Origin of the sequence: Mangrovimonas sp. ST2L15 (genome assembly GCF_001280515.1) — a bacterium.
Lineage (GTDB): Bacteria > Bacteroidota > Bacteroidia > Flavobacteriales > Flavobacteriaceae > Mangrovimonas > Mangrovimonas futianensis.
Window position 1 is genome coordinate 305,331 of sequence record NZ_LBIQ01000030.1, and the last position, 25,123, is coordinate 330,453.

The window sequence follows — 25,123 nt, forward strand, 5'->3', positions numbered from 1 at the left end:
TTTTACCGTTTTTTAATAAGTATTTTGGCCGCCTGATCTTCTCGCAACGCAATGGTGGTTCCCTTAACCAAATACGCTTTTGGATTACTTAAAGGGCTTACCAAATCAATTTTTATAGGGGTGCCTTTTACAAAGCCTAAATCCAGTAGTCGTCGTCTGCCATCACCTCTAAATTCTTTGGAAATCCCTATAATTTCAGCCTCCTCTCCCTTCTTAAGGGAAGACAACCTAACAGCATCTTCTTCAAATACTACTTCTGTTTCAAAAACTTGAATCGTAATATTTTTTGCCACTTCTGGAGCTAAGACAAACTCTTCGCCCTCCGAATAGAACAACACCCGTTGCTTGCTATTTTCAACCACCCTAATTTGTGAACCTATATGTATGTTTTCAGCTAAAATCTGCTGGTAAATCACATCAGGTTCATCTTCGATATGTACAATTTTACCAACGGTATCTACATCCAACTCTGCCAAAGATTCTCCTTCTATATCCAATACGTCTCCTTCATGCGTTGGGATAGGGTCTCCATGAGGATCGTACATAGGATTTCCTAATTTGGTCGCCAATATATTGGTCTCCTCATGACTTAATCGGTGCTCCATTTTCTCAGCGCGATGGTGCCACTCACTTTTTTCAAATCCTGTTTTTTCCGCTAGATATTTTTCCCAAAGACGGTGAACACGCACAATTTTTATAGCATAACTCCTACCTGATCGCGTTAGTTCCAACACCTCTTCAGTTTGGGTGATGAGCATGCTTTTTTCCATGGTTTCCAAAACATCTTCTTGCGTTCCATCACTGTATTTCAAACTCTTGATCAAATCTTCCTTGAAAATATCAACTCCCTGATTTTCCCAAGTGTACATTTGTTTCAAGATATCTTCGGTGATGGTTTTTTGATCGGTTCTAACACTGTTTTGAATAATCCAAAACCAACCTTTGGTAGGTCGAAACAAAAAATAAAGCAAGCCTGCAAGAAGCACAAAAAGAATCAGGTTATATAATGGCTGACTTATATTCATTGGTTGCTCTTTACAAATAAGTTATTCGATACCACTTTAGAGATGCTCAAAGGCTTGTTGTGCACTTCCAAAATCATGGATTCATCAAAAGCCTCTTTGGACAATACTTTAAACTGGGTTCCCAAAGCAATCTGATGTTTATCCAGATACTTCAAAAACTCTTTGGAAGAATCCTTAACGCCAACGCACATGCAATGTTCGTGTTCCTTTACCTGCGCCAAAAGCACCTTGTCTGTTTTCTTTATTTGCCCATTTTTATCCGGAATGGGATCTCCATGTGGATCATGGGTGGGAAATTCCAAAAAAGCATCAAGTTGATTAATCAATTTTTCAGATTGAATATGTTCTAATTGCTCTGCCACTTCGTGAACCTCATCCCACGAAAAATTAAGGTGTTCCACTAAGAAAACTTCCCACAACCTATGTTTTCTTACTACCGAAGCCGCCAGTTTTCTGCCATTTTCTGTAAGCTTCGCCCCTTGATATTTTTTATAAACCACTAATTCCTTCTCTGCCAACTTTTTTATCATATCAGTTACAGAGGAAGCTTTAGTGGCCATTTTATCAGCAATAGCATTAGTACTCACCGAAATAGTCCCAAATTTTCCTAGATGATATATGGCCTTTAAATAATTTTCTTCGGCTAATGATAACATGGTTTTCTTTTGGTCAAAGATATCAATTTACTTCAATAAAAACAATTTTTTAGTCTTGTCTAAATTTTATTTTAACTTTGCATAAAAATAAGTTTATTTCATACATGCGCCACCTTTACTTTTTTATCTTTTTGGGCATTTTCAAAACCCACGGACAAAAGGATTTTACTATTTCTGGTATGGTTACTTCCAATGGCGAACCACTACCCTACGTCAATGTCTATTTAAATAACACCAATCTGGGAGGTGTGACTGATGAGCAAGGGAGTTATTTAATAAAAAATGTGCCTTCCGGGATTTATACCCTTACAGCTTCCTTTACAGGGTTTACTAACAAAACCAATAAAATTGAGATAACCAATCAGAATCTTAACATAAACTTCGCTCTTGATGAAACAGAAGCCCTAAACGAAGTTGTCATAACTGGAACCTTGAAACCTGTGAGCAGACTCGAGAGTCCAGTTCCTGTGGAAATCTATTCGACCACCTTTTTAAAACAAAACCCAACTCCCAGTATTTTTGAGGCTCTACAGAATGTAAATGGAGTGCGCCCCCAAATCAATTGCAATGTTTGTAATACAGGCGACATCCATATTAATGGATTAGAAGGTCCTTACACCCTGGTTCTTATTGATGGCATGCCGATAGTAAGTGGACTTTCCACCGTATATGGGCTGTCGGGAATTCCCAATTCATTGATTGAGCAAATAGAGATTGTGAAAGGACCTGCTTCTTCTTTATACGGAAGTGAGGCCGTGGGCGGTTTAATCAATATCATTACCAAATTACCAGAAAACACGTCCAAACTCACATTAGATAGTTTTGTGACTGGCTGGGGAGAAGCCAACATTGATTTAGGATATAAAGCCACACTTGGCAAAAAAACGAATGTCTTGACCGGAATTAATTATTTCCATTACAGCAACCCCATAGACAACAACAACGATTACTTTACCGATGTAACCCTACAAGATCGAATCTCGGTTTTTCAAAAATGGTCTTTTAACAGACCTAAAAACAGAGCTTTTTCACTTGCTGGTAGGTATTTCTATGAAGATCGATGGGGTGGAGAAATGAACTGGAACAAGAGTTATCGAGGTGGCGACGAAGTTTATGGAGAAAGTATTTATACCTCACGCTTTGAGATTATAGGCCTTTATCAATTACCTATTAGCGAAACCATAAACCTCCAGTTTTCATACTCTGACCATAATCAAAACTCGATATATGGGAGCATGCCCTACATAGCGCAACAACGTATCGGTTTTGGACAATTAATTTGGGATAAGTCCATCCAAAAACATGATTTACTCTTTGGCACTGCGATAAGATACAATTACTATAACGACAACACCACAGCCACAGAAACGGCCGACGAGGTAACCATTCCTTCGCTTTTGATTCAAGACGAAATAACCTTTAACAGGAAACATCATGTATTATTAGGCGCCCGTTATGATTACGATAAACGCCACGGGAGCATTTTTACCCCCAGAGTTGCCTATAGATTTAAACCCACTGACGAAGACATTGTCCGTATCAATGCAGGAACGGGGTTTAGAGTCGTCAATCTATTCACCGAAGAACACGCCGCTTTGACAGGCGCGCGCGATGTAATATTAGAAGAAGCGCTAGAGCCTGAAGAATCATATAACGTGAACATCAATTACCTCAAAAAAATATACGCAACCAATGGCATGATGTTTACCCTAGATGCTTCGGTTTGGTATACCTATTTCACCAATCAAATCGTACCCGATTATGAAACCAATCCCAACCAGATTATTTATGATAATTTAGACGGACATGCCATTTCGCAAGGTGTTAGCTTAAATTTGGATGCCGTTTTTGCACATGGCATCAAAGCCAATATAGGTGCCACTTTTCAAGAAGTGAATCAATTTGAAAATGGCGAAAAAAACAGGCAATTGCTTACTGAACGTTTTTCGGGAAATTGGGGTGCAACCTACAAACATTACCCAACAAACCTTTCACTTGATTATACTGGAAGCATTTATGGTTCTATGTTATTACCAACCCTAGGTGAATTGGATCCCAGAAGTGACGAATCGCCCATTTGGAGCCTTCAAAACATTCAAGTCACTTATGATGGTTTACAAAACATAGAATTCTACTGCGGCGTCAAGAATATTCTCAATTGGACTCCTGGTAAAAAGGAACCCTTCCTAATAGCTCGAGCCGACGACCCCTTTGATGAACATGTAGATTTTGATAGCGATGGCCATGTCATTCCTACCCCAGACAATCCGTATGCGCTTACTTTTGATCCCTCTTATGTGTATGCCCCCAATCAGGGCAGGCGCTTGTTTTTTGGTATGCGCTTAAACATAAAGTAACTGTTTGCTTTACACGCCAAGATTAGGCAATACAAATGATTTAGTATTTGGATGCAATCTAATCCACAAACCTGGATTGGCGTTTAATTGCTGTTTGGCTTCCTCCAAATCGGAACTGATTTCTGTTTTCAGCACCTTTGCATAAGTGTCTACTTTTGCTGGAGCTGTATCAGCATCAACCACCGACTGTACCACTTTTTTTGCTTGTAATATCGCCGTAGGACCAAGAGTTAAAATATATTTTGCTGCTCGACACTCTTGTTCGTCTCTTTCACTTACCAAACTGCCTCCAGCCTTAAATTTATTGATGTGATGCTCTAAAATACTATTTGAAATAGGGATGATTCCAGCAACATGATGCCACTGCGCCCCTGAAAACGGTTTTATATAAGCCAAGTGAGACGCTTGTTTGGCTTCTGGTCCATGTCCAATAAAAAAGATATCCAATCCACCTAAATTTTCTAGGTTCGTCAAATACCCCATAAGCGCCGATTCCAAATCGTCTGTATCGGTTTGCATGGGGGTAAAGCTTTTTATTTTCTTGAAGAAGGCGTCTCCCAAAATACGTTCAAAATCCCTAACAAAACTGAAGCCATTAGCCATGTTCATTGGTGCCAAAGCGTCTTGTGTAAATACATTAAACCGACTTAACAATGCATCTTGCTCACCTGTTTTAGCGATCTCACCTAGCAAACGATGTAATTCCTGGGCACCACGACCACCCAAAAGCGCGATGTTAATATCGCCTTCTTTTTCGGCTGCAGTTGCATATAATTCCTGCAACATGGCTTGTCCCACAGCTGCTTCGGAAGGCAGCACAGTTGGCGTTATTCCATGATCTACCACTTGAAACTTTGAAGTATCTAAATGAGACAACCACAAATTATTATTTTCTTCTTGTCTTGTAAATGGAATTTTATTATCTGTCATGTCTGTTTTTTATCATTCTATTTAAACCTCAAAAATAAACCTAAATGCCATATTTACCATTTATCTCAAAAAAACCGAAATTTAAGGCCTCAATATTCTCATGTTTATTCCTCTAAGTATGTATTTAGCTTTTCTAATTCTTGTTTCAAACTAGCGCTATCTAATTCCTTAAAATCCAACTCCATCTCAGATATATCCCTAACCAATTCCTCTTTCAATCCTAAATAAAAAGTATCTCCCACTTTCCTAATGACCACCAACATAACTTCCTCCTCCTTTGGCAACTCACCAAAATCAAAATAGTTATTGTTTGATTTGCCACGAAGAATGGATTTTATCGACTTAAAAACCAAACTAACCTTGCTTCCGTCGGCATTCTTTAATTTGAATTTATATTTTACTTTTTCCTTTTGACTTTTTACAAAGCGATCACAATTAATCCAACCCAATTTTGAGGTTGCCATCACATATTGAAGAATCTCACTGCTTGAGACCGATGATTTTCCTGATGCTTTGATACTATCTTGTTCCATCCATTTGCGATCAAAACTTTGAACATACAGCGAGTCATCTGCAACTCGAAAGGTACGTCTTGACCGCGTTTTACCCGGAAATTTAAACTCCAAAGGAATAAAATAAGGAACCACAACCTCCTTGTCTCGCTGTTTTGCCGGACTCATTTGCGGTAAAAGGTGAGCCACTCTTAGCGCCTCTTTACCTAATTTTTTATCCGGTGCATGAGCATACACATTAAAAACATTTCCCTCTGCATCTATTTTAAAAAATACCTTTACAGAAAATTTCCCAGTAAATTTTAACTCTTCAGCAATACTTAAATTAAACTTCTCTAAAAAGAAGGCCTTCATTTTCTCATTGAAGCAAGATATTAAAGCCTCCCTTCCTTCTTCTTGACATCCAGGAAAAACAGGGGGCTGCTCAACCAGGTTAAACGGGACTTCAACATAAGCCTCTTCAAATATCTCTGAAACTGGCTCCATGACTTCCAGATTTTCCAATTCATCTTCCTCCTCTACCAATACCCAATTAACCTCAGAATCTGACCACTCTCCTGTAAACAACTGCATATCCTTTTCCTTCTTTTTACACGGAAAACTTATTTCTATGGATTGATCAAGTTCTAAATTTTCACCTTCTTTTAAAGCCTCAACAAACAACATGCCTCCAGTTTCCAGAATTTCGCCTTCTGAGGTTGTTGATAAATTTGCCAACAGCATATCAGATATTTTGTAATATTCCGTAACCCTAAAATCAACAACGCCTTGAACCTTTAATCCTTTAGAATTCTTAAAGGAATTGGCTTTAATTTTAATTTGGGTCCCCTCGGGAAGCTTTAAAATTGTGTCCTTTTCAGACAGTAAAACAAAGTGAACCGCATTTTTAACTGGCCAATCTACATGGCTACTTTCAACAGAATCTTTAGCATTTGAAATATGCTTATTGCCTTTAAGACTCTTTTTTTCCACAGGAATATCTTCTTTCCTATCTATTATGGTATCATTTAAAATAGAATCTATACTTACTGGCGGAACTATAATCGCTTTACTGGGTAGTTCCTTTTTTGGCAGTTGTGAATCTTGGCTATTGTTATCATTCGTTTTTAGAACCAACAAATAGACCAACAAAAACCCAACTAATACAGCCGTAATTAAAATTCCGATCTTAAAATACCTCTTTGTCGTATATAACTTCCTAGCTTGTTGAATATCTTTTTTTAACGATGTCCTTTTCACTCCACCTAAGAATGCTTTATGAAAAGCAAAATCATTTTGAAAATCAACATCTGATTCCAAGTCTTGTTCAAAACTTAATGCCTCCTCATAACTAAGCTGCTCTTTCAAATAAGCTTCAATGGCATCTATATTTTTTGTGAATTTTTCCATGGTTTCTGAATTAAGAATGATTGGTAATTAAAGTTTCATAAATGCTCTTAACTTTCTTAAGGCATTTATACTTTTGATTCTTGGCAATTTTTTCAGATTTGAACTGCATATGTGTTGCAATAACTTTAAAAGACCAATCTTTCAAGTAAAACAGTTGCAGCAATTGCCGACATCGATTTCCTAATTCAGAGAATGCTTTCTCTGCTAATTTGTATTTCCTTTCCTCCAAAACATCTTGGAACATTTCGGTTTCTTCCTTTGAAAAATCCATAAGCTCCTGTTTTGAATATCCCTTTTGGATATCCTTCCAAACAAAACGTGATACAGAATATAAATAAGTGTAAAATGAAGAAATAAGTTTGAAATTTGTCTTTTCTAAATTGCGATGCAAGATGATTAGTGCTTCTTGAAACACATCTTGAGCATCATTTTTAGTGCCTCCTTTAGACAAAATAAGCTTCTCAATCCTAGGGTAAAGGGCGTAAAGTTTTAGAAAGGCTTTCTCCTCTTGACCATTTTTAAAAAGAGCCAATATCTTTTTATCATTCATAAGGTTGTTTTTCTTATTAATGGTCAAATAGACAAAAGGTCTCCTTTAAATATCCATTTTTTTAAAATCCTTTTTCTTTTTGAAGTTGTTCGTAAGCCTGTTGTACCTGCCTAAATTTCTCTTCGGCTCCTTCTTGGTGCTCCTTCCCTAAATGGGCCACCCGATCGGGATGGTATTTTTTGGCCATTTTTCTATATGCGGCTTTTATCTCTTCTACAGAAGCATTTTTATCAATTTCCAAGATTTTATAGGCATGGTTCACACTGTTATAAAACATCTCCTTAATGCTTTCAAAATCTCTAGAGCTCACCCCTAAATAACCAGAAATGGTATAGATTTGCTTGACTTCAGCCTCGGTGACATGTTCATCGGCTTTAGCAATACCAAATAAAAAGTGAATGAGTTGAAGTCTGGAGGGATGATCCATCATCCGTTGAATTTGCATACAGACCTGTCTTGTAGAAATATCTTGTTGGTTAATATTTTTAAACAGCTTAAAGGCGTGGTTTGCCCGTTCCTTACCATACATGTTAGCAAAATATTGACGCACAAAATTCAGCTCTCTTTGATCTTGATGGTTATCAGCCTTAATCACTACAGATGCCAAAATCAATAAACTCACCTCAAAATCTCCGGAGGTAGTTTTAGGTTGGGCTTCCCTTTCATAATTAGGCATTTTGCGGTATCTAGGTCGTTCTCTTTTTCTGGGCTCCCCTTCTCCCAAATAGGGAAATCCATCACCATCTGCCATCGAATCTACAACCGACCCCAAGGCCAATCCAATAATTGCTCCTATAGGTCCGCCAAAAGACCAACCCAAAGCAGCTCCAAGCCATTTTGAAATACTCATGGAAACTATCAATTTAATTTATAGGTAAATATACTATTTGTTAGTAGAATGCTTCTGCCATTTATTACACAATTGGTATCTTTGCCCCACAATTATTAATCATAAAAAATTAAATATATGTATCCAGCAGAATTAGTAAAACCAATGCGCGAAGATTTAACCAATGTTGGGTTTGAGGAATTGCATACTGTAGAAGCTGTTGATGCTGCTATAGCCAAAGAGGGAACTACATTGGTAGTAGTCAACTCTGTTTGTGGTTGTGCGGCAGCAAACGCACGTCCTGGGGCAAGAATGAGTTTGCAAAATGCTAAAACGCCTGATCATTTGGTGACCGTTTTTGCAGGTGTAGATAAAGATGCAACAACTAAAGCTAGAGAATATATGATTCCTTTCCCTCCAAGCTCTCCTAGTATGGCCTTGTTTAAGGATGGTGAATTGGTTCATATGCTAGAGCGTCATCACATTGAAGGAAGACCAGCAGAAATGATTGCTGACAACTTAATGGATGCCTACAACGAGCATTGCTAGATTTAAAATCTAAAAAAAATTAAAGCCACATTGATATGTGGCTTTTTTTTGTTTCCAATTTTGGACTAACTTTGGCCCATGCAAAAAATACTAGCTTATCCCTTAACTGTTTTATACTTTCTGTTTTTTGGGCTGACCTTAATTGTTTTTCATCCCATTCAATGGGTCTGCTTTAATGTTTTTGGTTATCAAGCGCATAAAATAAGCGTTGATTGGTTGCAGTTTTTTCTGATGCGCTCCATGAATGTTTTAGGAACTACTTATACGTTTCATAACGACTATGACATTGATACCAACCAACCTCTAATCATTGTCGCCAACCACCAAAGCATGTATGATATTTCTCCCATTTTATGGCATATGAGAAAACATCATCCAAAATTCATCAGTAAGATTGAATTGGGAAAAGGAATTCCCAGTGTGTCCTATAATTTAAGACATGGTGGCTCTGTTTTGATCGACCGAAAAAATCCAAGGCAATCTATTCCTGCCATTATGAAATTTGGGGAGTATATCGAGAGCAACAATCGGGCTGCGGTGATTTTCCCAGAAGGAACTAGAAGCAAAGATGGAACTCCTAAAAAATTTCAAACCAAAGGCTTGGAGATGTTATTCAAAAAAATACCATCTGCAACCATTGTGCCCATCACCATTAATAACTCCTGGAAAACGTTAAAATATGGGAAATTCCCTATGGGATTGGGTGCAAAAATCTCTTTAACCGTTCATAAGCCCATTAAATTGGCTACCTTTGAAAATAGGGAGAATTTGGTTTCTACAATAGAAGAAACCATTACCTCTGGAATTCAATACTAAAACCTCATAATTATGTCTTTAAAAAATGTAAGACTGGAAGTGATGCAGTTCTTGGAAAAAGACGTGGATTCACTCATCGAAAAATATCTTATCCCCATAGATAGCATTTGGCAACCTACCGATTTTCTGCCAAACTCAGAAAAAGACTCCTTCTTGAACGAAGTGGAAGAAATTAGAGAACTCTCAAAAGAATTACCCTATGACTTTTGGGTGGTACTTGTTGGAGATATGATCACCGAAGAGGCTTTGCCTACCTATGAATCCTGGTTGATGGATGTAGAAGGTGTAGACCAAGTGGGCAGAAATTCGTGGTCTAAATGGGTACGCCATTGGACCGCTGAAGAAAACCGCCATGGTGATGTGTTGAACAAATATTTATATCTCTCAGGAAGAGTCAACATGAAGGAAGTTGAAAAAACAACACAATACCTAATTGCTGACGGATTTGACATTGGAACCGATCGAGATCCTTATAAAAATTTCCTTTATACCAGTTTTCAAGAATTGGCCACCTATATTTCACATAATCGAGTCGCTCAAATTGCCAAGAAAAAAGGCAATATTAAGCTGTCCAGAATGTGTAAAATCATCTCAGGTGACGAAATGAGACACCACAATGCCTATTGTGAGTTTGTAGAACGTATTTTTAAGGTGGATCCTAGCAACATGATGTTGGCTTTCCACCACATGATGAAGTTAAAAATTACTATGCCAGCTCATTTCTTAAGAGAAACTGGGCAAAGCATTGGTCAAGCTTTTGAAGAATTTTCTAATACAGCACAACGTTTGGGTGTTTACACCTCTAAAGATTACGTTGACATTTTGGAAAAACTTCTTGTACGCTGGGAAATTGATAAAATTGGAAACCTCAACGATGAAGCTGAAAAAGCTAGGGACTATCTTATGAACCTACCAGCTAGATTAACCCGATTGGCTGAACGCATGAAAATCCCAAATGAACCTTATCAGTTTAAATGGGTTGAACCAGCTGCATTAAAAAGCTAAACATCTCTTTCTTTTTGGAACAAGAGCTTATAAAAAAAACTGAAGCGTTTGTAAAGCAGGAATTACAACATGCCGAAGGAGGCCACGATTGGTTTCACATCGAGCGTGTATATAAAAACAGCCTCTTGATAGCCAAAACCGAAAATGTCAATCATTTAATTGTTGCCTTGTCTGCATTACTTCATGACATTGCCGACAGTAAATTTCACGATGGCAATGAATCTATAGGTCCTGAAAAAGCTGAAAACTTTCTCAGGACCTTACATTTAGATCAAACCTATATTGATCATATTGTTCAAATTATCAAGAACATTTCGTTTAAAGGAGGAAATTTTCATCCCAATTTTCATTCAGCAGAGTTGGAAGTTGTTCAGGATGCTGACCGCCTGGATGCTATCGGGGCCATAGGAATTGCCAGAACCTTTAATTATGGTGGGTTTAAAAACAGGAAAATTTATGATCCTGAAGTAAAACCTCAACTCAATATGACCAAGGAAGCTTATAAAAAATCTGAAGCTCCAACTATCAACCATTTCTATGAAAAGCTTTTACTTCTCAAAGACCGTATGAATACGGAAACAGGAAAAAAACTGGCTCAAAAGCGACATGATTTTATGGTTGATTACCTCAACCAATTTTATTCCGAATGGAATGGTACGGTTTAGTACTGAATAATGTGTTTAATTTCTGCGCGATATTTGGAGGCGCTCTTTCCCGTAATTTCCTTAAACAGTTTATTGAAGTGTGAGAAGTTATTAAAACCACTTTCAAAACAAACATCAGTAATACTCAGCTGACTTTCGTTTAATAACTTGGTTGCGTGCACTACGCGATACTCATTGACCAGTCTCGTAAAGGTTTTCCCTGTTGCCTTTTTCAAATACCTACAAAATGCTGGTTCAGTCATACTCACCTTATCTGCAATTTCCTCTAAGGAGATGGCTCTTTTGAAGTTGTTGTTGATGAATTTGAAAATGATATTTAGCTTTTCATTGTCCTTAGGTTCTGTCTCAAAAGCAAACCCATCCACGTTCAAAAGAGTGTAATCTTTGGAAAGCCCCAGTTCATTGAGTATTTCCAATAGCTTGATGATTCTTTCAAAACCTTCAAAGGTAACTAGACTTTGTATCTTAGGCCCCACTTCCTTTTTTGTTTCAGGTTTAAATAAAATACCCTGCTTTGCTCGTTCCAATAACTGCTTGATATTGGTCATTTCAGGTTTATCAAAAAACAAGTCCCCCAAAAAATCAGGTTTGAATTGAATAATGGTTTCAGAACCATTACTGGTCAAACGATCTGTAAACCCATAGTGCGGTAAATTTGAACCTAAAAGCATTAACTGACTATTGTTAAAATAAGACAGGTGGTTTCCAATATGACGCTTCCCTTTCCCTTTATTGACATAAACCAGCTCAATCTCTGGGTGAAAATGCCATTTTCCATTACTCTTTTTAATCACATCATTAATGGCTTCGGTATGATGCCTTACCAAAATAGAGTTACCAAAACCTGTTGTAACCTTTTCGTATGTAGCCTTTATTTTCATTTCAGATCTCCTTTCGCTGCAAAATTAAAATTTACTCGAACTGCAAAAATATGGTTTTTTAACAACTATATATACTATTTTAACCCTACAACGTTTTCGTTTATTTATTGATGTTAATTTAGCATATAAATTTGAAAAAACTGTTGTTTTTATCTGCTCATTTAGCCTCTAAATTTGCCCCATGTGAAACCCATAAATCTCACTGTTATGAAAAAAGTACTTAAAAACAGCTTAATATTGGTAGCCGTATTTACTACCTTCTTAAGCTTCGGAAATGATTTTCCGCCATTGGCTAAAAAAAGAGCCGTAAAAGAAACCTATGTGACCTTTAAAGATGTTAAAAAAGGTGCAACATTAACCTTAAAGGATAACGATAATGAAGTTATCTATCTTGAGAAAATTCTTTTGTCGGGTACTTACGAGAAAAAATTTGATCTTTCTTTACTTCCTTCAGGAGAGTACTATTTTGAATTGGAAAAAGACATTGAAATAAAGACCAAACCATTTACAGTCACTTTTCAAGAGGTAACATTCCACGACAAAGAAGAAAGCCAATTCCATAAACCAATAGTTAGAATTGAAGAAGAGAAAGTGTTTATTTCTCAGTTGTCCCTTAAAAAGGAACCTCTTAAAATAGAGCTTTATTATGACGGGAATGGCAAGAACAATGAATTGGTTTATTCTGAAAAACTATCAAACGACATTATCTTGGAGAGAATTTTGAAACTTTCTAAAAATGAAAAAGGAAACTACAAATTAGTTATGTATTCAGAAGGACACGAATACATCGAAAAATTTAGTTTATAAGTCTGTTTTTGAATTTAAATTAGTGTGTGAAACGCTTATTGATTTTGAGTAAAAACCCCGAAGGATCGGGGTTTTTTTATTTTAAAACAGCCTTAACTGACCATTTTTATGTACCTCATGCATAGACGTGTTTAAAGGCGTCAAAGCTCTATCCTTGAAATATTTTCTTTTGGCCAAACCCATGGCTATTCCTATTTGCTCTGCAATTTTTCCTTCGCCCTTCATTCTGACACCATATCTACTTTCATTCAAAGTCCCTCCATGACAGCTTTCAATTTGATGCAAAACCTTTTCGGCGCGATCTGGCAGAGTCTTTTTGATCCAATCTGTGAAAATTTCACCAATAGCACCATTCAACCTAACCACTGTATGTCCAATTGATTGTGCTCCATACTCTGAAATCTTTTTTGCCAATGGTAAAATTTCATGACTATTTATAGATGGGATGACAGGAGCTATCATCACATTCACGGGAATACCTGCATCGCTAAGTATTCGAACCGTATCCAATCGCTTTTGAATAGTTGTCGTTCGAGGTTCTAAAATGCGTCTGGTTTCCTCAGACAACGAGGTAATGGACATATTGACTTGAATCAGCTGGTACTTGTTTAGCTCTTTTAATAAATCCAAATCCCTTAAAATCAAACTGTTTTTAGTTATAATTCCCACAGGATGCTTAAATTTTAAAAAAACTTCCAAACACTGTCGGGTCAATTCAAATTGTTTTTCGGCTGGTTGATAACAATCTGTATTACCAGACATGACAATGGGATAAGCCTTCCAAGATTTTTTTGATAAAAAAGATTCCAAAAGTTTAGGCGCGTTCTTTTTAACCATAATTCGCCTTTCAAAATCAAGGGCCGCATCATAACCCCAGTATTCATGAGAATTTCTTGCATAGCAATAAACACAGCCGTGTTCACAACCTTGATAGATATTCATGGAATAAGACATCCCTACATCGGGACTATCCACTTTATTGACTATGGTTTTTGGAAAAACTTCTAAAAAAAGGGTCTTGTTTTTATCAGCCTCTTCCCCTTCCTTAGCACAATACTCCAAAAAATCTGCCCGAACTTCATGATTCAGTTCAAAAAACCGATTGGCGACATTCATTTGGGCACCACGCCCTTTGATTGCAGTTTTGGAATCCATAATACTGGTTAAAAAAGAAATTTACACAGGAAATCTTTTTAAAGCTATCAATTATTAGACTCCAATAATGTTAAAGGATTTTGAAGTTATCCACAATGGACTCTGCCTTCCTATTTTCCAGGAAAATCAGCAGGTCGTTTTTCTAAAAATGCTGTGGTTCCTTCACCGAAATCTTCTGTTCCAAAACAGTTTCCAAATTCATTGATTTCGAGTTCAAAACCATTAACACCATCTTCATAATTGCCATTGATAGCCTTAATTGCTGAAGCAATAGCAACTGAAGAATTTTTCATGATTTTTCCTGCTATTTTTTGAGCTAAAGGCAATAACTCCTCTTGGCTAGACACGTGGTTTACCAAACCATATCCCAGTGCCGTATTGGCGTCTATCATACCAGCGGTCATAATAAGCTCCATCGCCCTACCTTTTCCAATCAATTGCGGTAGTCTTTGGGTTCCACCGTAACCAGGAATCACACCCAAAGAAGTTTCAGGCAATCCCATTCGGGCGTTGTCACTAGCAACTCTAATATGGCATGACATAGCTAATTCCAATCCACCACCTAAGGCAAAACCATTAACAGCAGCTATCACAGGTGTTGACAAATGAGCTACGAAGTCAAACAATAACTCTTGCCCTTTAGCCGCTAAAAGCTTTCCCTCGTTGACATCAAAATGGGCAAACTCACTAATATCGGCTCCCGCTACAAAAGCCTTTTCACCACTACCTGTAATGATAATGACTTTAACATCAATATCTTGATCTGCCTCCTTGAAAGCTTCGTGAAGTTCGGCAATGGTTTCTTTATTTAATGCGTTTAGTTTTTTCGGACGATTAATGGTAATGGTAGTAATTCCGTTATCAAAATCGGCAATAATATTGTTGTAAGACATAATTTATTCTTTTGGAAAGGATACCCTAAAAGTGGTCCCTTTATCTTTAATAGATGTAAAGGTAATACTTCCATGGTAAGTTTCCACGATGTTTTTAACCATAGCCAGGCCAAGTCCCATCCCACTCGTTTTGGTAGTAAATTTAGGTTCAAAGATTTTTTCTTTGTTTTCTTCTGAAATTCCTTGCCCATTATCAGCCACAGAAATAACCACGTTTGATGCTTCTTCAAAAACATGAACCACAATATTTTTGGGCTCTTGATCTTCAGGAATCGCTTGGATACCGTTTTTAACCAAATTGGTAATGACCCTTATAAGCTGTGTTCTATCAAACTTGGCAGTGATTTGTTCTTTATCCGAGCTGAAATGGATAAAGTCCTCACTAAAAATATCTAAAGCCAATTTGGTAATTTCTACAACATTAAGGGTTTCACTTTTTTGCGCAGGCATCTTAGCAAAATTTGAAAATGCCTCGGCAATAGAGCTCATAGTATCAATTTGCTGAATCAAGGTTTTTGAATATTCATTGACCTTATTGAAGATTTCTGGATCTTGAGGATCAAATTTCCTTTGGAAACTCTGCACGCTCAGCCGCATGGGTGTCAAGGGGTTTTTTATCTCATGAGCTACTTGTTTTGCCATTTCCCTCCACGCTTGTTCCCGCTCACTTGTGGCCAACTTAACCGCACTATCCTCCAGTTCGTCAATCATGCTGTTATATGAAGACACCAATAATTCTATTTCCTCACTTGGTGACTCAATGTTGATCTTTTTGTTTCGCTTTTCTAGTCTTGTTTCCTTGATTTTATCACTAATGGTTTTCAAGGATTTTGTGATGTATTTGGACAATAAGTAGGCCAATCCTACTGCAATGAAAAGCATAAACAAATAGGCAATTCCCAACTTAATCAAGAAATCTTCCAACTCTTTGTTTAGAAAGTTATCATCTCCCAGGTAGGGGATATGCAAAATGGCCAGAGGTTTAAACTTACGATCTGTGATATAGGAAAAAGAAGCCTGCTTTATCTGACCGTCTTCCATACTTTTAATGACATATCGATGTTCAGCTGTATTGGCCAATTGGTTTAAAATCTCAGCATCGAGACATTTTGGAATAGAATCGTTGGGCATGCTGGCTTTTGAAGAAATCAAAAAGCCTCCTTCCAGATCATATAAATTAATCGTTAGCCTATGAATGGCAGCAATTTCATAAATCTTATCATTATACCTGAAAATATTAGGTATTTTCTCAGTTTTGACTTCGTAGGTTGTCTCATTGATCACATAATCAATGTGTTCTTTAATATTGGCTTCCTTACTTTCTAGTCGGTCCTTATGATAGTCCTGAGCTTCTTCGTTATATTGATAAACTGTTACCACCGCAATGACAATGGAGGCTAAAAGCACCAAAAAAATCATGGCTATAAAGATGCGGTAACGAAACGAAAATCTTCTAAGCTGCATTTAAAGAAATCTATTGGATTGACCTAAAGGTAACAATTATCACACCAAATTTAAGCGTTTGGATTTTTACTTCTTATATTCTTGTAAACCCTAAATCCAAGCATGATTAATATTCCAAGAACTATTAAACCAACGAGACCAAACACCCAATTGATCGCACTTTTCAGAATAACCAAAAAGACTACAGCAAATAGAATAAAGGTGGCCCCTTCGTTCCAAAGTCGCATAAAATTCGAAGTTTTTTTTACCTCTCCTCTCTGTAGCTGCTTGAAAAACTGGTGGGTTTTTAGATGATAAATTATCAGGAGCACCACAAACAGCAACTTCACATGCATCCAAGGTTGCTGTAACCAAAAAGGTTGTAAAATTAATAGCCAAACCGCAAAAATAGTAGCTAGAATAGCAGATGGCCAAGTAATAATATTCCATAGCCTTTTGGCCATCAATCTTAATTGATCCCCCAAAATTTCCTTTTCGGGAGATGGTTTGTGAGAAGCCTCAATTTGGTAGACAAACAGTCTAGGAATATAAAAAAGACCAGCAAACCAAGTAATCACAAAAATGAGGTGTAATGATTTTATGTAGTTATAATATTCCACAGTTAATTTGATTGAATAGGTTGACCAATTAAATGTTTTCTCACCTCCTTATTCAAAAAATAGGCCGTAACAATGGTTGATAAAACATCAGAAATAGGAAAGGATATCCATACACCTCTTTCCCCTAAGAAAATAGGTAAAATAAGAATAAGTGGAATAAAGAAAAATCCTTGCCTAGTCAAGGTTAATAAAAGTGCCGGAATGGCTTTACCTATGGCCTGAAAGTAGGCAGCACCTATTAGCTGGATGGCAATAATAGGAGTTGCCGCAAACACCCAACGCATAGCAGAAGGCGTTTCTTTTAGAACTTCCTCATCATCAGTAAACAATCTGGTAATGTAATCTGGAAAAACCATCAGCAACACAAAAATGATACTGGCCAAGATAATGGCATATTTAATTGCTGTATTAATCGATTCGCGAACTCGAGCATATTCAGACGCGCCATAATTATATCCCGCAATTGGCAAGAATCCCTGCGTAATACCAAAAACAGGAAACAAGGCAAACATGAGCATTCTTCCAACAATAGCATAAGCCGTTACGGATAACTCCCCGCCCAAATTGAAAAGAATATTATTCATAAATAGATAGGTAATACTCACAACCGCTTGTCGAGCAAGGGTGACAAAACCCAATGACCCTATTTCTTTAACAATATCTTTTTTAAGAAACAAATGATGGAAACTCAATTTCAATTCAGAATGATTGGACTTGAAATACCAAACTATAAATAGGAAACACAACAAATATGATCCTGTAGTTGCCCAAGCAGCACCTGCCATTCCCCAATCCATCAAATTGATGAAAACGTAATCCAAGATTAAATTTCCAATTGATGGTATCAACATGGCGTACATGGCAAATTTAGGCTTGCCCTCTGCTCTAATAACCGTATTCCCCATCATACAAAGTGCCAAAAAGGGCACCCCATACAACACGATGATATAATAAATCTTTGCTGGACCAAAAATATCGCCTTTCCCTCCAAAAGCTGGTATCATGGTGTCTACAAAATAAAGTCCCAAAACAGCCAAAACGACTGTAAAAGTTATGGTTAACGACAATTGATTCCCGAAGGTTTGGAGGGCCTTCTCTTTATTTTTTGCACCCAAAGCCCGAGAGATTATGGAAGATCCCCCTACACCAATACTCATCCCTAGTGCGGCAATAAAAAAGGAAACTGGTAACACAACGTTGATAGCCGCAATGGCAATAGATCCAATCCAATTTCCAACAAAAATGGTATCCACCAAGATATTCAGGGACATCACCAAGATACCTATGGAAGCTGGAACCGCTTGCTTCACCAATAATTTACTTATTGGCTGTGTGCCTAAATCATCTGATGTTACTTTGGACATAAATTTAAGATGTTACAGATTGGCCCCAATGGTTTATCCATTTGGTCAACAAATTTACCCATTCTTGGTCATCATTCAAACAAGGCACTGTGGTGTAATTCTTACCTCCTACTTCATGGAAAATTTCCTGACCTTCCATGGCTATTTCTTCTAAGGTTTCTAAACAATCACTAACAAACGCAGGCGTTACGATAGCTAAGTTTTTTACACCATTTTTCCCTAACCTTTCAATCGTTCTATCGGTATAGGGTTGTAACCATGGATCAAATCCTAATCGAGATTGGAATGATGTGGAAAAGGCGCCTTCCTTCAAATTGAGTTTTTCAGCCACAAGTCTTGTTACTTCAAAACATTGATGTCTGTAGCAGAATTGGTGCGCTTTTGAAGCAGTCGCACAACAGCTACCATCAATTTTACAATGTGATTTGGTAATATCACTCTTTTTAATGTGTCGCTCAGGGATGCCATGGTAAGAAAACAAAACGTGATCATAAGATTGACCTTGCAGATGTCTAGCAATACTGTTTGAAAGCACATCAATATAATCAGAATCATTATAAAAGGCTGGTAAATCCGTTATGCTTAAATTCGGAAAAAATGCCTTTCTAACCTCTTCAGCTTTAACAAGAATGGTTTCTGTAGTTGCCATGGCAAACTGAGGATATAACGGAATCATCAATACTTCGTCTACACCTTGATCAACCAACTCCTGAAGACCTTTTTTGATTGTCATGCTTCCATATCTCATAGCCAATGCCACGGGAAAATCGATTTGCTTTTGAATCTTTTCCTGTAATCTTTCGGAAATTACAATAAGCGGAGAACCTTCTTCCCACCATATTTTTTGGTAAGCCGCTGCTGAAGCTTTGGGTCGTGTGTTTAAAATAATCCCACGAACAATAAAGCTACGCAATAGGTATGGCACATCTATAACACGTTCATCCATTAAAAATTCATCCAAATAGGTCTTTACATCCTTTGGATTCGGGCTATCTGGAGAGCCTAAATTGACCAACAATACGCCTTTTTTCATCTATATTCTATTCTATTTTTTTAAACAATATTGAATACCACCAAGTAAATGGCCTAAAAACTCTTTTTCTAGATAAGATTCCTTGGTATGGCCACATCCCGTGTAAAATGACCTGCCACCATCAAATTTTTGATACCAAGCAATGGGATGGTGGGTTCCATTTTCTCCACCAATATAGGATGATTCATCCAATTCCATGATAACCTGTATATCGTTTTTTATACGCTTATAATTATACCATTCATCAAATCTAACCCACTCTTTTGAAAGATGTTGGCAAGCCTGATGACTAGGCTCAACAACTCTAATTTTGGCTTCTGATTGTTCTGGGTGATTTAAAAAATAAGCCCCGACCAAATCACCGTACCAAGGCCAATCATATTCAGTATCTGCTGCAGAATGTATTCCCATAAAAGCGCCACCCTTGTTTATGTAATTCTTAAAACTAATTTCTTGTTCGGAATTGAGTACATCCCCAGTTGTATTTAAAAAAATGACCAAATCGAAATCCTTTAGTGTGTCTGGGGAGAATATTTTTGAATCTTTGGTATGTACCACCTCAAATTCATTTTCTTTTCCTAACTGCTTAATGGCCTGTACACCGGTTTCTATGGACTCATGCCTGAAACCAACCGTCTTAGAAAAGACTAAAACACGATCATTTTTACTACACGATAAAAGCAATCCAAATATCAGAAACAGGAAACCCATTCTGAAAATTACACTAAACAATGGATTGAATATATTTTTTAGGTGTTGTACCATATTTCTTCTTAAATGCCGAAATAAAGTGGCTGGCTGTACTATATCCCACTTTTAAACCCACTTCATTGACATTATGCTCTCCAGATTCTAATAGTTTTCTAGCATATTCCATCTTGTAATCAAACAAAAAGCTAAAAACGGAATCGCCATAGATTTCTTTAAAGCCTTCTTTCAATTTTTTCAAACTCAACCCAATTTCTTCAGATAACTCTTGTAAAGTTGGTGGCTCAGCCATCCTTGTAATCATAATATCTTTGGCCATTCTCAGCTTTTGCACATTGGTTTCATCTACTAGAAATGGGCATTGTTCAATATTAGCATCTTCGCTGCGGTGAAAATACAAACTTAAAAGTTCATAGGCCTTACCTTTAAAATAGAGATGCTTTATATTACTATTTAGATTGTAATTGATAAGTTGATTTAAAACAATGGCCATGGACGGAGTAATAATACCATCTTTGTAGTACTTTTTATCACGATTATCCGCACTTAAAAAAGTAATGTAATCTGCTTCTTGAGAGAACAATCCGTGAAACTTCTTAATAGAAATAATTAAGGATATAAGCCACGAACTTGGATTCAATTCTAAATGTATTGGTAAATCCCTTTCTGGATTGTAAAGCAACAAGGACTTTTCATCAGGAATATTTAAGGCATATCTTCCTTGATTAAACATAAATTGACATTCACCTTTAACACAAAAATGAAACTGGATAAAACTACTATCAATCTCACGTTCAACGATTTGTTTTTCTGCAGTGTCATTTTGATAAGTGAGCACTAAAAAATCAGAATCTACTTCCACCTCAGTGAACGACCCTTTAGCGGTATTTTTTTCTGTATTTAAATTAGCTTCCATTTTCTTTTATTTAGAATTATTCTAAACAGATATTCTGTAATACCCTATACAGTCCACAAAAGTATAACTTTTCACTGCTTTATGTCCAAATTGACTCTAAAAAACCAATAGCGACAATAAAAGTTCCTTAAGCGTTATTTTTTTTTTGACCAGCCTTCTATTTTTGTCCATTGAATTTCCAAGTCAGGTATGGAATACAACAACATTTCGAAAACCACATCATTTTATGCCATTGGTTTAAGTTACAAAAAAGCCGATGCCGAAACTAGAGGTCTTTTCAGTTTGGACGAAACTGGGAAGCAATTAGTTTTAGAACAAGCCAAAGAGAATGGCCTTGACAGCCTCATAGCTGTTTCCACTTGTAACAGAACCGAATTGTTTGGATTTGCCGAACATCCTTACCAGCTCATAAAATTACTTTGTGATAATACTAAAGGCTCTATTGAAACCTTTCAAGAAGTTGCCTATATCTATAAAAACAATGATGCCGTTTCCCATATGTTCAGAATGGGTTCGGGACTAGACAGTCAAATCCTTGGTGATTTTGAGATTATCAGTCAGTTAAAAATAAGCGCTAAACGATCTAAAAAATTGGGCATGCTGAATGCCTTTTTAGAACGTTTGGTCAACGCCATTATTCAGGCTAGTAAGCGCATTAAAACCGAAACAGACTTATCTTCAGGAGCTACATCGGTATCTTTTGCCTCCGTTCAATACATCATGAACAATGTTCCTGAAGTGAGCGCCAAAAACATTTTACTCTACGGAACAGGGAAAATAGGTAGAAACACATGTGAAAATTTGGTAAAGCATACCAAAAATGAACACATTACCTTAATCAATAGAACAAAAACAAAGGCTGAAGAAATTGCCGGCAAGTTTAATCTATTGGTAAAAGACATCAACCAACTGCAAGAAGAAATTCAAAGTGCAGATATTTTGGTAGTTGCTACTGGTGCTCAAAATCCGACAGTTGATAAAAGCATCCTTCAAATCAAAAAGCCTCTATTAATTTTAGATTTATCCATTCCAAAAAACGTCAACGTAGATGTCACTGAATTGGATCACGTGACGTTGGTACATTTAGATGATTTAGCAAAAATTACAGATGAGACACTTGAGAAGCGTAAAAGTCATATCCCCGTTGCCGAGACCATCATTGAGGAGATTAAAGCTGATTTCAATCTATGGCTCAACACTAGGAAATTTGCTCCTACTATTAAAGCTTTAAAATTGAAACTCAATGATTTTAAAGCTGCCGAATTGGAAAACCAAAGGAAAAAATTTGTAAATTTCAACGAAGAGCAGGCTGAAATTATCGGCAATAATATTATACAAAAAATAACCAATCACTTTGCTCATTATCTAAAGGAAGACGCCATGTCTACCGACGAAAGCCTCGACTGGATTAAAAAAGTATTTCAATTAGAAGATACAGGGCATGTCTAAAATAATTAGAATCGGCACTCGCGATAGCAAATTAGCGCTTTGGCAAGCTGAAACCGTTCAAAATAACCTTCAACAATTAGGATACCGCACCGAATTGGTCCCTGTGAAATCCCAGGGTGACCTCATATTGGATAAACCTCTTTATGAATTGGGGATTACCGGAGTTTTTACAAAAACATTGGATATTGCCATGATTCAAGGTGATGTCGATATTGCAGTGCACTCCATGAAAGATGTTCCAACCAGACTTCCAAATGGCATTATTGAAGGGGCCGTATTAAAACGCGCTAACATAGAAGACATCTTAGTTTATAAGAAGTTGGATTTTCTGGAATCTAAAGGCACAATAGCTACGGGAAGCTTAAGGAGAAAAGCTCAATGGCTTCATAAATACCCTAACCACGAAGTAACTGGCTTGAGAGGTAACGTGATCACTCGACTTCAAAAACTTGAAGAATCCGATTGGGATGGAGCAATTTTTGCAAAGGCGGGCCTTGAGCGTATTGAAATCTTACCTGAAAACCATATTTCCCTGGATTGGATGATTCCAGCACCAGCACAAGGAGCCATGTTGGTTGTTTGTATGGATTCAGATGAGTTTTCCATTGAGGCCGTTTCCAAACTCAATCATCAAGAAACCCAAATTTGTGTAGGTATTGAAAGAGAGTTCCTTAAAGTCTTGGAAGGCGGGTGTACGGCACCCATTGGCGCTATTGCCAAAATAAACCATGACCAAATTGATTTTAAAGGCGTGCTATTATCTCTTGATGGGAAGGACAAAATAAGCATAGAAAGAACCATAGCTTTGGATAATTACACGGGCTTTGGAAAAGCCTGTGCTCTGGAAGTTTTAGAAAATGGAGGTTATAATTTGATGCAAAGCATCAAGAAGGAGCTATCATGAAAGTACTTTCAACCAAAATATTGACTCAGGATCAAAAACAGATTCTGAAAGATGCCTCTATCGAATTAATTGAATACTCTTCCATTCAAATTGATTTTTTACCTTTTGATGAAGATATTATTGCAGATAATGCCATTATAACCAGTCAAAATGCCGCCAAAGCGGTTATTGATAAAAAAATTCTAATTAGAAACTGTTATTGTGTTGGTGAAAAAACCAAATCCTTTTTAGAAGAAAATGGCCAAAATGTGAACAAAATGAAGCAAAACGCTTCAGATTTAGCTCATTTTATATCTAAAAACCTAAATAATGAGCAGTTTTGGTACTTTTGCAACAACTTAAGGCGAGATGATTTACCAAGTATCTTAATGGCTCAAAACATCAAGATTAATGAAGTTGAAGTCTATAAAACGTCTTTAAATTTTCAAAAAGTAAATGAGGCATTTGATGCTATCTTGTTCTTTAGTCCGAGTGGTATCGAAAGCTTTACAAATCAAAATAAATTAAAGGATCAGGCTGTTTTTTGTATTGGAAACACTACCGCTCAAGCTGCCAAAACTTTTACAAACAACATTCATACTGCCAGTAAACCAACCATTGAACATGTATTGCAACAGGTAGTTAAATACTCAAAACAAAAATGATTAAAAACGATTTATTCTTAAGAGCACTTAAAGGAGAAACTGTAGAAAGGCCACCGGTTTGGATGATGAGACAAGCAGGCAGATATTTACCAGAATTCATGGCGATTAGGGAAAAATATGATTTTTTCACTAGATGTCAAACTCCTGAATTAGCCAGCGAAATAACCGTTCAACCCATCAGAAGATATGGAATGGATGCTGCTATTCTTTTCAGTGACATTCTTGTTATACCGCAAGCCATGAATATTGAGGTCCAAATGAAACCTAATTTTGGTCCTTACTTGCCCAATCCAATCAGAAGTCAAAAGGATGTAGATCAGGTCATAATTCCAGACGTAAATGAAACGCTAGACTATGTTTTTCAAGCTATTAAGGCTACTAAAGAATTATTGAATGAGGAGATTCCTTTAATAGGTTTTGCAGGTTCCCCTTGGACCATTCTATGTTATTGTGTGCAAGGTCAAGGCAGCAAAACTTTTGATAAGGCTAAAGAATTTTGTTTTACAAATCCAATAGCAGCACATCAGTTACTTCAAAAAATTACTGATACTACAATTATCTATTTAAAGGAGAAAGTAAAAGCAGGAGTCAACGCTGTACAAGTATTTGATTCTTGGGGAGGCATGTTATCTCCCGTAGACTATCAGGAATTTTCATGGCCTTATATTAACCAAATCATTGAGGCTTTAAAGGATGATGCACCAGTTATTGCTTTTGGTAAAGGTTGTTGGTTTGCATTGCATGAAATGTCAAAAAGTAATGCCTCTGCTTTGGGGATTGACTGGACTTGCTCTGCACAAAACGCACGTTATCTAACAGGGGGTAAAATCACACTTCAAGGAAACTTTGATCCCGCTAGATTACTTTCACCACCTGCAGAAATAAAAAGGATGGTCCACCAAATGATTAATGAGTTTGGTAAAGACAGATATATCGTAAATTTAGGACACGGTATTTTACCTAACATTCCATTGGATCATGCTAAAGCCTTTGTTGATGCGGTAAAAGAATATACCGTATAGC

General features: G+C 37.0%; 25 protein-coding genes. 10 read left to right on the forward strand and 15 right to left on the reverse strand.

Translation table 11 applies throughout. The features are described from left to right. Positions 1 to 2 precede the first annotated feature (2 nt). Positions 3 to 1,025, reverse strand: coding sequence for a FeoA domain-containing protein (locus ZA07_RS05215; RefSeq protein ID WP_053970669.1), 1,023 nt, complete (start codon positions 1,023 to 1,025; stop codon positions 3 to 5). Beyond that, positions 1,022 to 1,681: a metal-dependent transcriptional regulator gene (locus ZA07_RS05220; protein ID WP_053970670.1), complete on the reverse strand. Its 660-nt coding sequence runs from the start codon at positions 1,679 to 1,681 to the stop codon at positions 1,022 to 1,024. The genes ZA07_RS05215 and ZA07_RS05220 overlap by 4 nt, the downstream gene beginning before the upstream one ends. 104 nt (positions 1,682 to 1,785) lie before the next feature. Here ZA07_RS05220 and ZA07_RS05225 point away from each other — a divergent pair, with 104 nt between their 5' ends. Then, positions 1,786 to 4,038, forward strand: a complete 2,253-nt coding sequence (locus tag ZA07_RS05225; RefSeq protein ID WP_053970671.1) for a TonB-dependent receptor — start codon at positions 1,786 to 1,788, stop codon at positions 4,036 to 4,038. A gap of 9 nt (positions 4,039 to 4,047) precedes the next feature. Here ZA07_RS05225 and ZA07_RS05230 read toward each other — a convergent pair whose 3' ends face one another. From ZA07_RS05230 to ZA07_RS05245, 4 genes are all read right to left on the reverse strand, one after another. Further along, positions 4,048 to 4,968 (reverse strand): hypothetical protein, encoded by a 921-nt coding sequence (locus ZA07_RS05230; RefSeq protein WP_053970672.1) that lies wholly within the window; start codon positions 4,966 to 4,968, stop codon positions 4,048 to 4,050. A gap of 104 nt (positions 4,969 to 5,072) precedes the next feature. Further along, a complete protein-coding gene (locus ZA07_RS05235) occupies positions 5,073 to 6,869 on the reverse strand; it encodes a hypothetical protein (protein WP_053970673.1) in 1,797 nt (598 codons plus the stop codon). Between the two features lie 10 nt (positions 6,870 to 6,879). Continuing rightward, complete coding sequence (locus ZA07_RS05240) at positions 6,880 to 7,419, reverse strand: RNA polymerase sigma factor (protein WP_053970674.1); 540 nt, start codon at positions 7,417 to 7,419, stop codon at positions 6,880 to 6,882. A 61-nt stretch (positions 7,420 to 7,480) separates the two neighbouring features. After that, complete coding sequence (locus ZA07_RS05245; protein ID WP_053970675.1) at positions 7,481 to 8,269, reverse strand: TerB family tellurite resistance protein; 789 nt, start codon at positions 8,267 to 8,269, stop codon at positions 7,481 to 7,483. Between the two features lie 117 nt (positions 8,270 to 8,386). Between ZA07_RS05245 and ZA07_RS05250 the strand changes: the two genes are divergently transcribed. The 4 genes from ZA07_RS05250 to ZA07_RS05265 all read left to right on the forward strand — a co-directional run bounded on the left by ZA07_RS05250 (position 8,387) and on the right by ZA07_RS05265 (position 11,283). Next, a complete protein-coding gene (locus ZA07_RS05250; protein WP_053970676.1) occupies positions 8,387 to 8,797 on the forward strand; it encodes a BrxA/BrxB family bacilliredoxin in 411 nt (136 codons plus the stop codon). Positions 8,798 to 8,875: 78 nt separating this feature from the next. Next, entirely contained in the window at positions 8,876 to 9,613 is a 738-nt protein-coding gene (locus ZA07_RS05255) for a 1-acyl-sn-glycerol-3-phosphate acyltransferase (protein ID WP_053970677.1), read from the forward strand. Positions 9,614 to 9,625: 12 nt separating this feature from the next. Then, a complete protein-coding gene (locus tag ZA07_RS05260) occupies positions 9,626 to 10,618 on the forward strand; it encodes an acyl-ACP desaturase (RefSeq protein ID WP_053970678.1) in 993 nt (330 codons plus the stop codon). Between the two features lie 14 nt (positions 10,619 to 10,632). Beyond that, entirely contained in the window at positions 10,633 to 11,283 is a 651-nt protein-coding gene (locus ZA07_RS05265) for an HD domain-containing protein (protein ID WP_231628634.1), read from the forward strand. Here the strand turns inward: ZA07_RS05265 and ZA07_RS05270 are convergent. Continuing rightward, a complete protein-coding gene (locus ZA07_RS05270) occupies positions 11,280 to 12,164 on the reverse strand; it encodes an AraC family transcriptional regulator (protein ID WP_053970680.1) in 885 nt (294 codons plus the stop codon). The genes ZA07_RS05265 and ZA07_RS05270 overlap by 4 nt on opposite strands. A gap of 207 nt (positions 12,165 to 12,371) precedes the next feature. On the opposite strand from ZA07_RS05270, the gene ZA07_RS05275 reads away from it, so the two are divergent. Next, positions 12,372 to 12,971: a hypothetical protein gene (locus ZA07_RS05275; RefSeq protein ID WP_053970681.1), complete on the forward strand. Its 600-nt coding sequence runs from the start codon at positions 12,372 to 12,374 to the stop codon at positions 12,969 to 12,971. Between the two features lie 81 nt (positions 12,972 to 13,052). On the opposite strand, the gene ZA07_RS05280 is transcribed toward ZA07_RS05275, so the two are convergent. From ZA07_RS05280 to ZA07_RS05315, 8 genes are all read right to left on the reverse strand, one after another. After that, a complete protein-coding gene (locus ZA07_RS05280; protein WP_053970682.1) occupies positions 13,053 to 14,126 on the reverse strand; it encodes a PA0069 family radical SAM protein in 1,074 nt (357 codons plus the stop codon). A 110-nt stretch (positions 14,127 to 14,236) separates the two neighbouring features. Then, positions 14,237 to 15,019 (reverse strand): enoyl-CoA hydratase/isomerase family protein, encoded by a 783-nt coding sequence (locus ZA07_RS05285; protein ID WP_053970683.1) that lies wholly within the window; start codon positions 15,017 to 15,019, stop codon positions 14,237 to 14,239. A 3-nt stretch (positions 15,020 to 15,022) separates the two neighbouring features. Next, the gene (locus ZA07_RS05290) at positions 15,023 to 16,483 is read right to left on the reverse strand and encodes an ATP-binding protein (RefSeq protein WP_053970684.1); all 1,461 of its coding nucleotides are present in this window, start codon (positions 16,481 to 16,483) and stop codon (positions 15,023 to 15,025) included. A gap of 50 nt (positions 16,484 to 16,533) precedes the next feature. Further along, on the reverse strand, positions 16,534 to 17,082 hold the full coding sequence (locus tag ZA07_RS05295; RefSeq protein WP_053970685.1) for a CopD family protein: 549 nt from the start codon (positions 17,080 to 17,082) through the stop codon (positions 16,534 to 16,536). A 2-nt stretch (positions 17,083 to 17,084) separates the two neighbouring features. After that, on the reverse strand, positions 17,085 to 18,446 hold the full coding sequence (locus ZA07_RS05300; RefSeq protein ID WP_053970686.1) for an MATE family efflux transporter: 1,362 nt from the start codon (positions 18,444 to 18,446) through the stop codon (positions 17,085 to 17,087). Between the two features lie 4 nt (positions 18,447 to 18,450). Then, the gene (gene hemH / locus ZA07_RS05305; RefSeq protein WP_053970687.1) at positions 18,451 to 19,479 is read right to left on the reverse strand and encodes a ferrochelatase; all 1,029 of its coding nucleotides are present in this window, start codon (positions 19,477 to 19,479) and stop codon (positions 18,451 to 18,453) included. Positions 19,480 to 19,491: 12 nt separating this feature from the next. Further along, positions 19,492 to 20,190, reverse strand: coding sequence for a ThuA domain-containing protein (locus ZA07_RS05310; protein ID WP_053972054.1), 699 nt, complete (start codon positions 20,188 to 20,190; stop codon positions 19,492 to 19,494). 13 nt (positions 20,191 to 20,203) lie between these two features. Continuing rightward, positions 20,204 to 21,103 carry a helix-turn-helix transcriptional regulator gene (locus ZA07_RS05315; RefSeq protein ID WP_053970688.1) on the reverse strand — a complete coding sequence of 300 codons (900 nt, stop codon included), beginning with the start codon at positions 21,101 to 21,103 and terminating at the stop codon, positions 20,204 to 20,206. Between the two features lie 189 nt (positions 21,104 to 21,292). On the opposite strand from ZA07_RS05315, the gene hemA reads away from it, so the two are divergent. From hemA to hemE, 4 genes are read left to right on the forward strand one after another with little or no spacing between them, the layout of a single operon-like run. Then, positions 21,293 to 22,552, forward strand: a complete 1,260-nt coding sequence (gene hemA, locus ZA07_RS05320; protein WP_053970689.1) for a glutamyl-tRNA reductase — start codon at positions 21,293 to 21,295, stop codon at positions 22,550 to 22,552. After that, entirely contained in the window at positions 22,545 to 23,456 is a 912-nt protein-coding gene (gene hemC, locus ZA07_RS05325; protein WP_053970690.1) for a hydroxymethylbilane synthase, read from the forward strand. Before hemA ends, hemC begins: the two co-directional genes overlap by 8 nt. Beyond that, on the forward strand, positions 23,453 to 24,100 hold the full coding sequence (locus ZA07_RS05330; protein WP_053970691.1) for a uroporphyrinogen-III synthase: 648 nt from the start codon (positions 23,453 to 23,455) through the stop codon (positions 24,098 to 24,100). Before hemC ends, ZA07_RS05330 begins: the two co-directional genes overlap by 4 nt. Next, positions 24,097 to 25,122, forward strand: a complete 1,026-nt coding sequence (hemE, locus tag ZA07_RS05335) for a uroporphyrinogen decarboxylase (protein WP_053970692.1) — start codon at positions 24,097 to 24,099, stop codon at positions 25,120 to 25,122. Before ZA07_RS05330 ends, hemE begins: the two co-directional genes overlap by 4 nt. Position 25,123 lies beyond the last annotated feature (1 nt).

Coding starts and splice junctions, on each gene's coding strand:
- ZA07_RS05280 (WP_053970682.1), bottom strand. CDS start 14,126: ATGGATTCCAAAACTGCAATCAAAGGGCGTGGTGCCCAAATGAATGTC.
- ZA07_RS05255 (WP_053970677.1), top strand. CDS start 8,876: ATGCAAAAAATACTAGCTTATCCCTTAACTGTTTTATACTTTCTGTTT.
- ZA07_RS05270 (WP_053970680.1), bottom strand. CDS start 12,164: ATGAAAATAAAGGCTACATACGAAAAGGTTACAACAGGTTTTGGTAAC.
- ZA07_RS05290 (WP_053970684.1), bottom strand. CDS start 16,483: ATGCAGCTTAGAAGATTTTCGTTTCGTTACCGCATCTTTATAGCCATG.
- ZA07_RS05285 (WP_053970683.1), bottom strand. CDS start 15,019: ATGTCTTACAACAATATTATTGCCGATTTTGATAACGGAATTACTACC.
- ZA07_RS05300 (WP_053970686.1), bottom strand. CDS start 18,446: ATGTCCAAAGTAACATCAGATGATTTAGGCACACAGCCAATAAGTAAA.
- ZA07_RS05260 (WP_053970678.1), top strand. CDS start 9,626: ATGTCTTTAAAAAATGTAAGACTGGAAGTGATGCAGTTCTTGGAAAAA.
- ZA07_RS05235 (WP_053970673.1), bottom strand. CDS start 6,869: ATGGAAAAATTCACAAAAAATATAGATGCCATTGAAGCTTATTTGAAA.
- ZA07_RS05275 (WP_053970681.1), top strand. CDS start 12,372: ATGAAAAAAGTACTTAAAAACAGCTTAATATTGGTAGCCGTATTTACT.
- ZA07_RS05315 (WP_053970688.1), bottom strand. CDS start 21,103: ATGGAAGCTAATTTAAATACAGAAAAAAATACCGCTAAAGGGTCGTTC.
- ZA07_RS05330 (WP_053970691.1), top strand. CDS start 23,453: ATGAAAGTACTTTCAACCAAAATATTGACTCAGGATCAAAAACAGATT.
- hemC (WP_053970690.1), top strand. CDS start 22,545: ATGTCTAAAATAATTAGAATCGGCACTCGCGATAGCAAATTAGCGCTT.
- hemE (WP_053970692.1), top strand. CDS start 24,097: ATGATTAAAAACGATTTATTCTTAAGAGCACTTAAAGGAGAAACTGTA.
- ZA07_RS05250 (WP_053970676.1), top strand. CDS start 8,387: ATGTATCCAGCAGAATTAGTAAAACCAATGCGCGAAGATTTAACCAAT.
- ZA07_RS05215 (WP_053970669.1), bottom strand. CDS start 1,025: ATGAATATAAGTCAGCCATTATATAACCTGATTCTTTTTGTGCTTCTT.
- ZA07_RS05220 (WP_053970670.1), bottom strand. CDS start 1,681: ATGTTATCATTAGCCGAAGAAAATTATTTAAAGGCCATATATCATCTA.
- ZA07_RS05245 (WP_053970675.1), bottom strand. CDS start 8,269: ATGAGTATTTCAAAATGGCTTGGAGCTGCTTTGGGTTGGTCTTTTGGC.
- ZA07_RS05225 (WP_053970671.1), top strand. CDS start 1,786: ATGCGCCACCTTTACTTTTTTATCTTTTTGGGCATTTTCAAAACCCAC.
- hemH (WP_053970687.1), bottom strand. CDS start 19,479: ATGAAAAAAGGCGTATTGTTGGTCAATTTAGGCTCTCCAGATAGCCCG.
- hemA (WP_053970689.1), top strand. CDS start 21,293: ATGGAATACAACAACATTTCGAAAACCACATCATTTTATGCCATTGGT.
- ZA07_RS05230 (WP_053970672.1), bottom strand. CDS start 4,968: ATGACAGATAATAAAATTCCATTTACAAGACAAGAAGAAAATAATAAT.
- ZA07_RS05240 (WP_053970674.1), bottom strand. CDS start 7,419: ATGAATGATAAAAAGATATTGGCTCTTTTTAAAAATGGTCAAGAGGAG.
- ZA07_RS05310 (WP_053972054.1), bottom strand. CDS start 20,190: ATGGGTTTCCTGTTTCTGATATTTGGATTGCTTTTATCGTGTAGTAAA.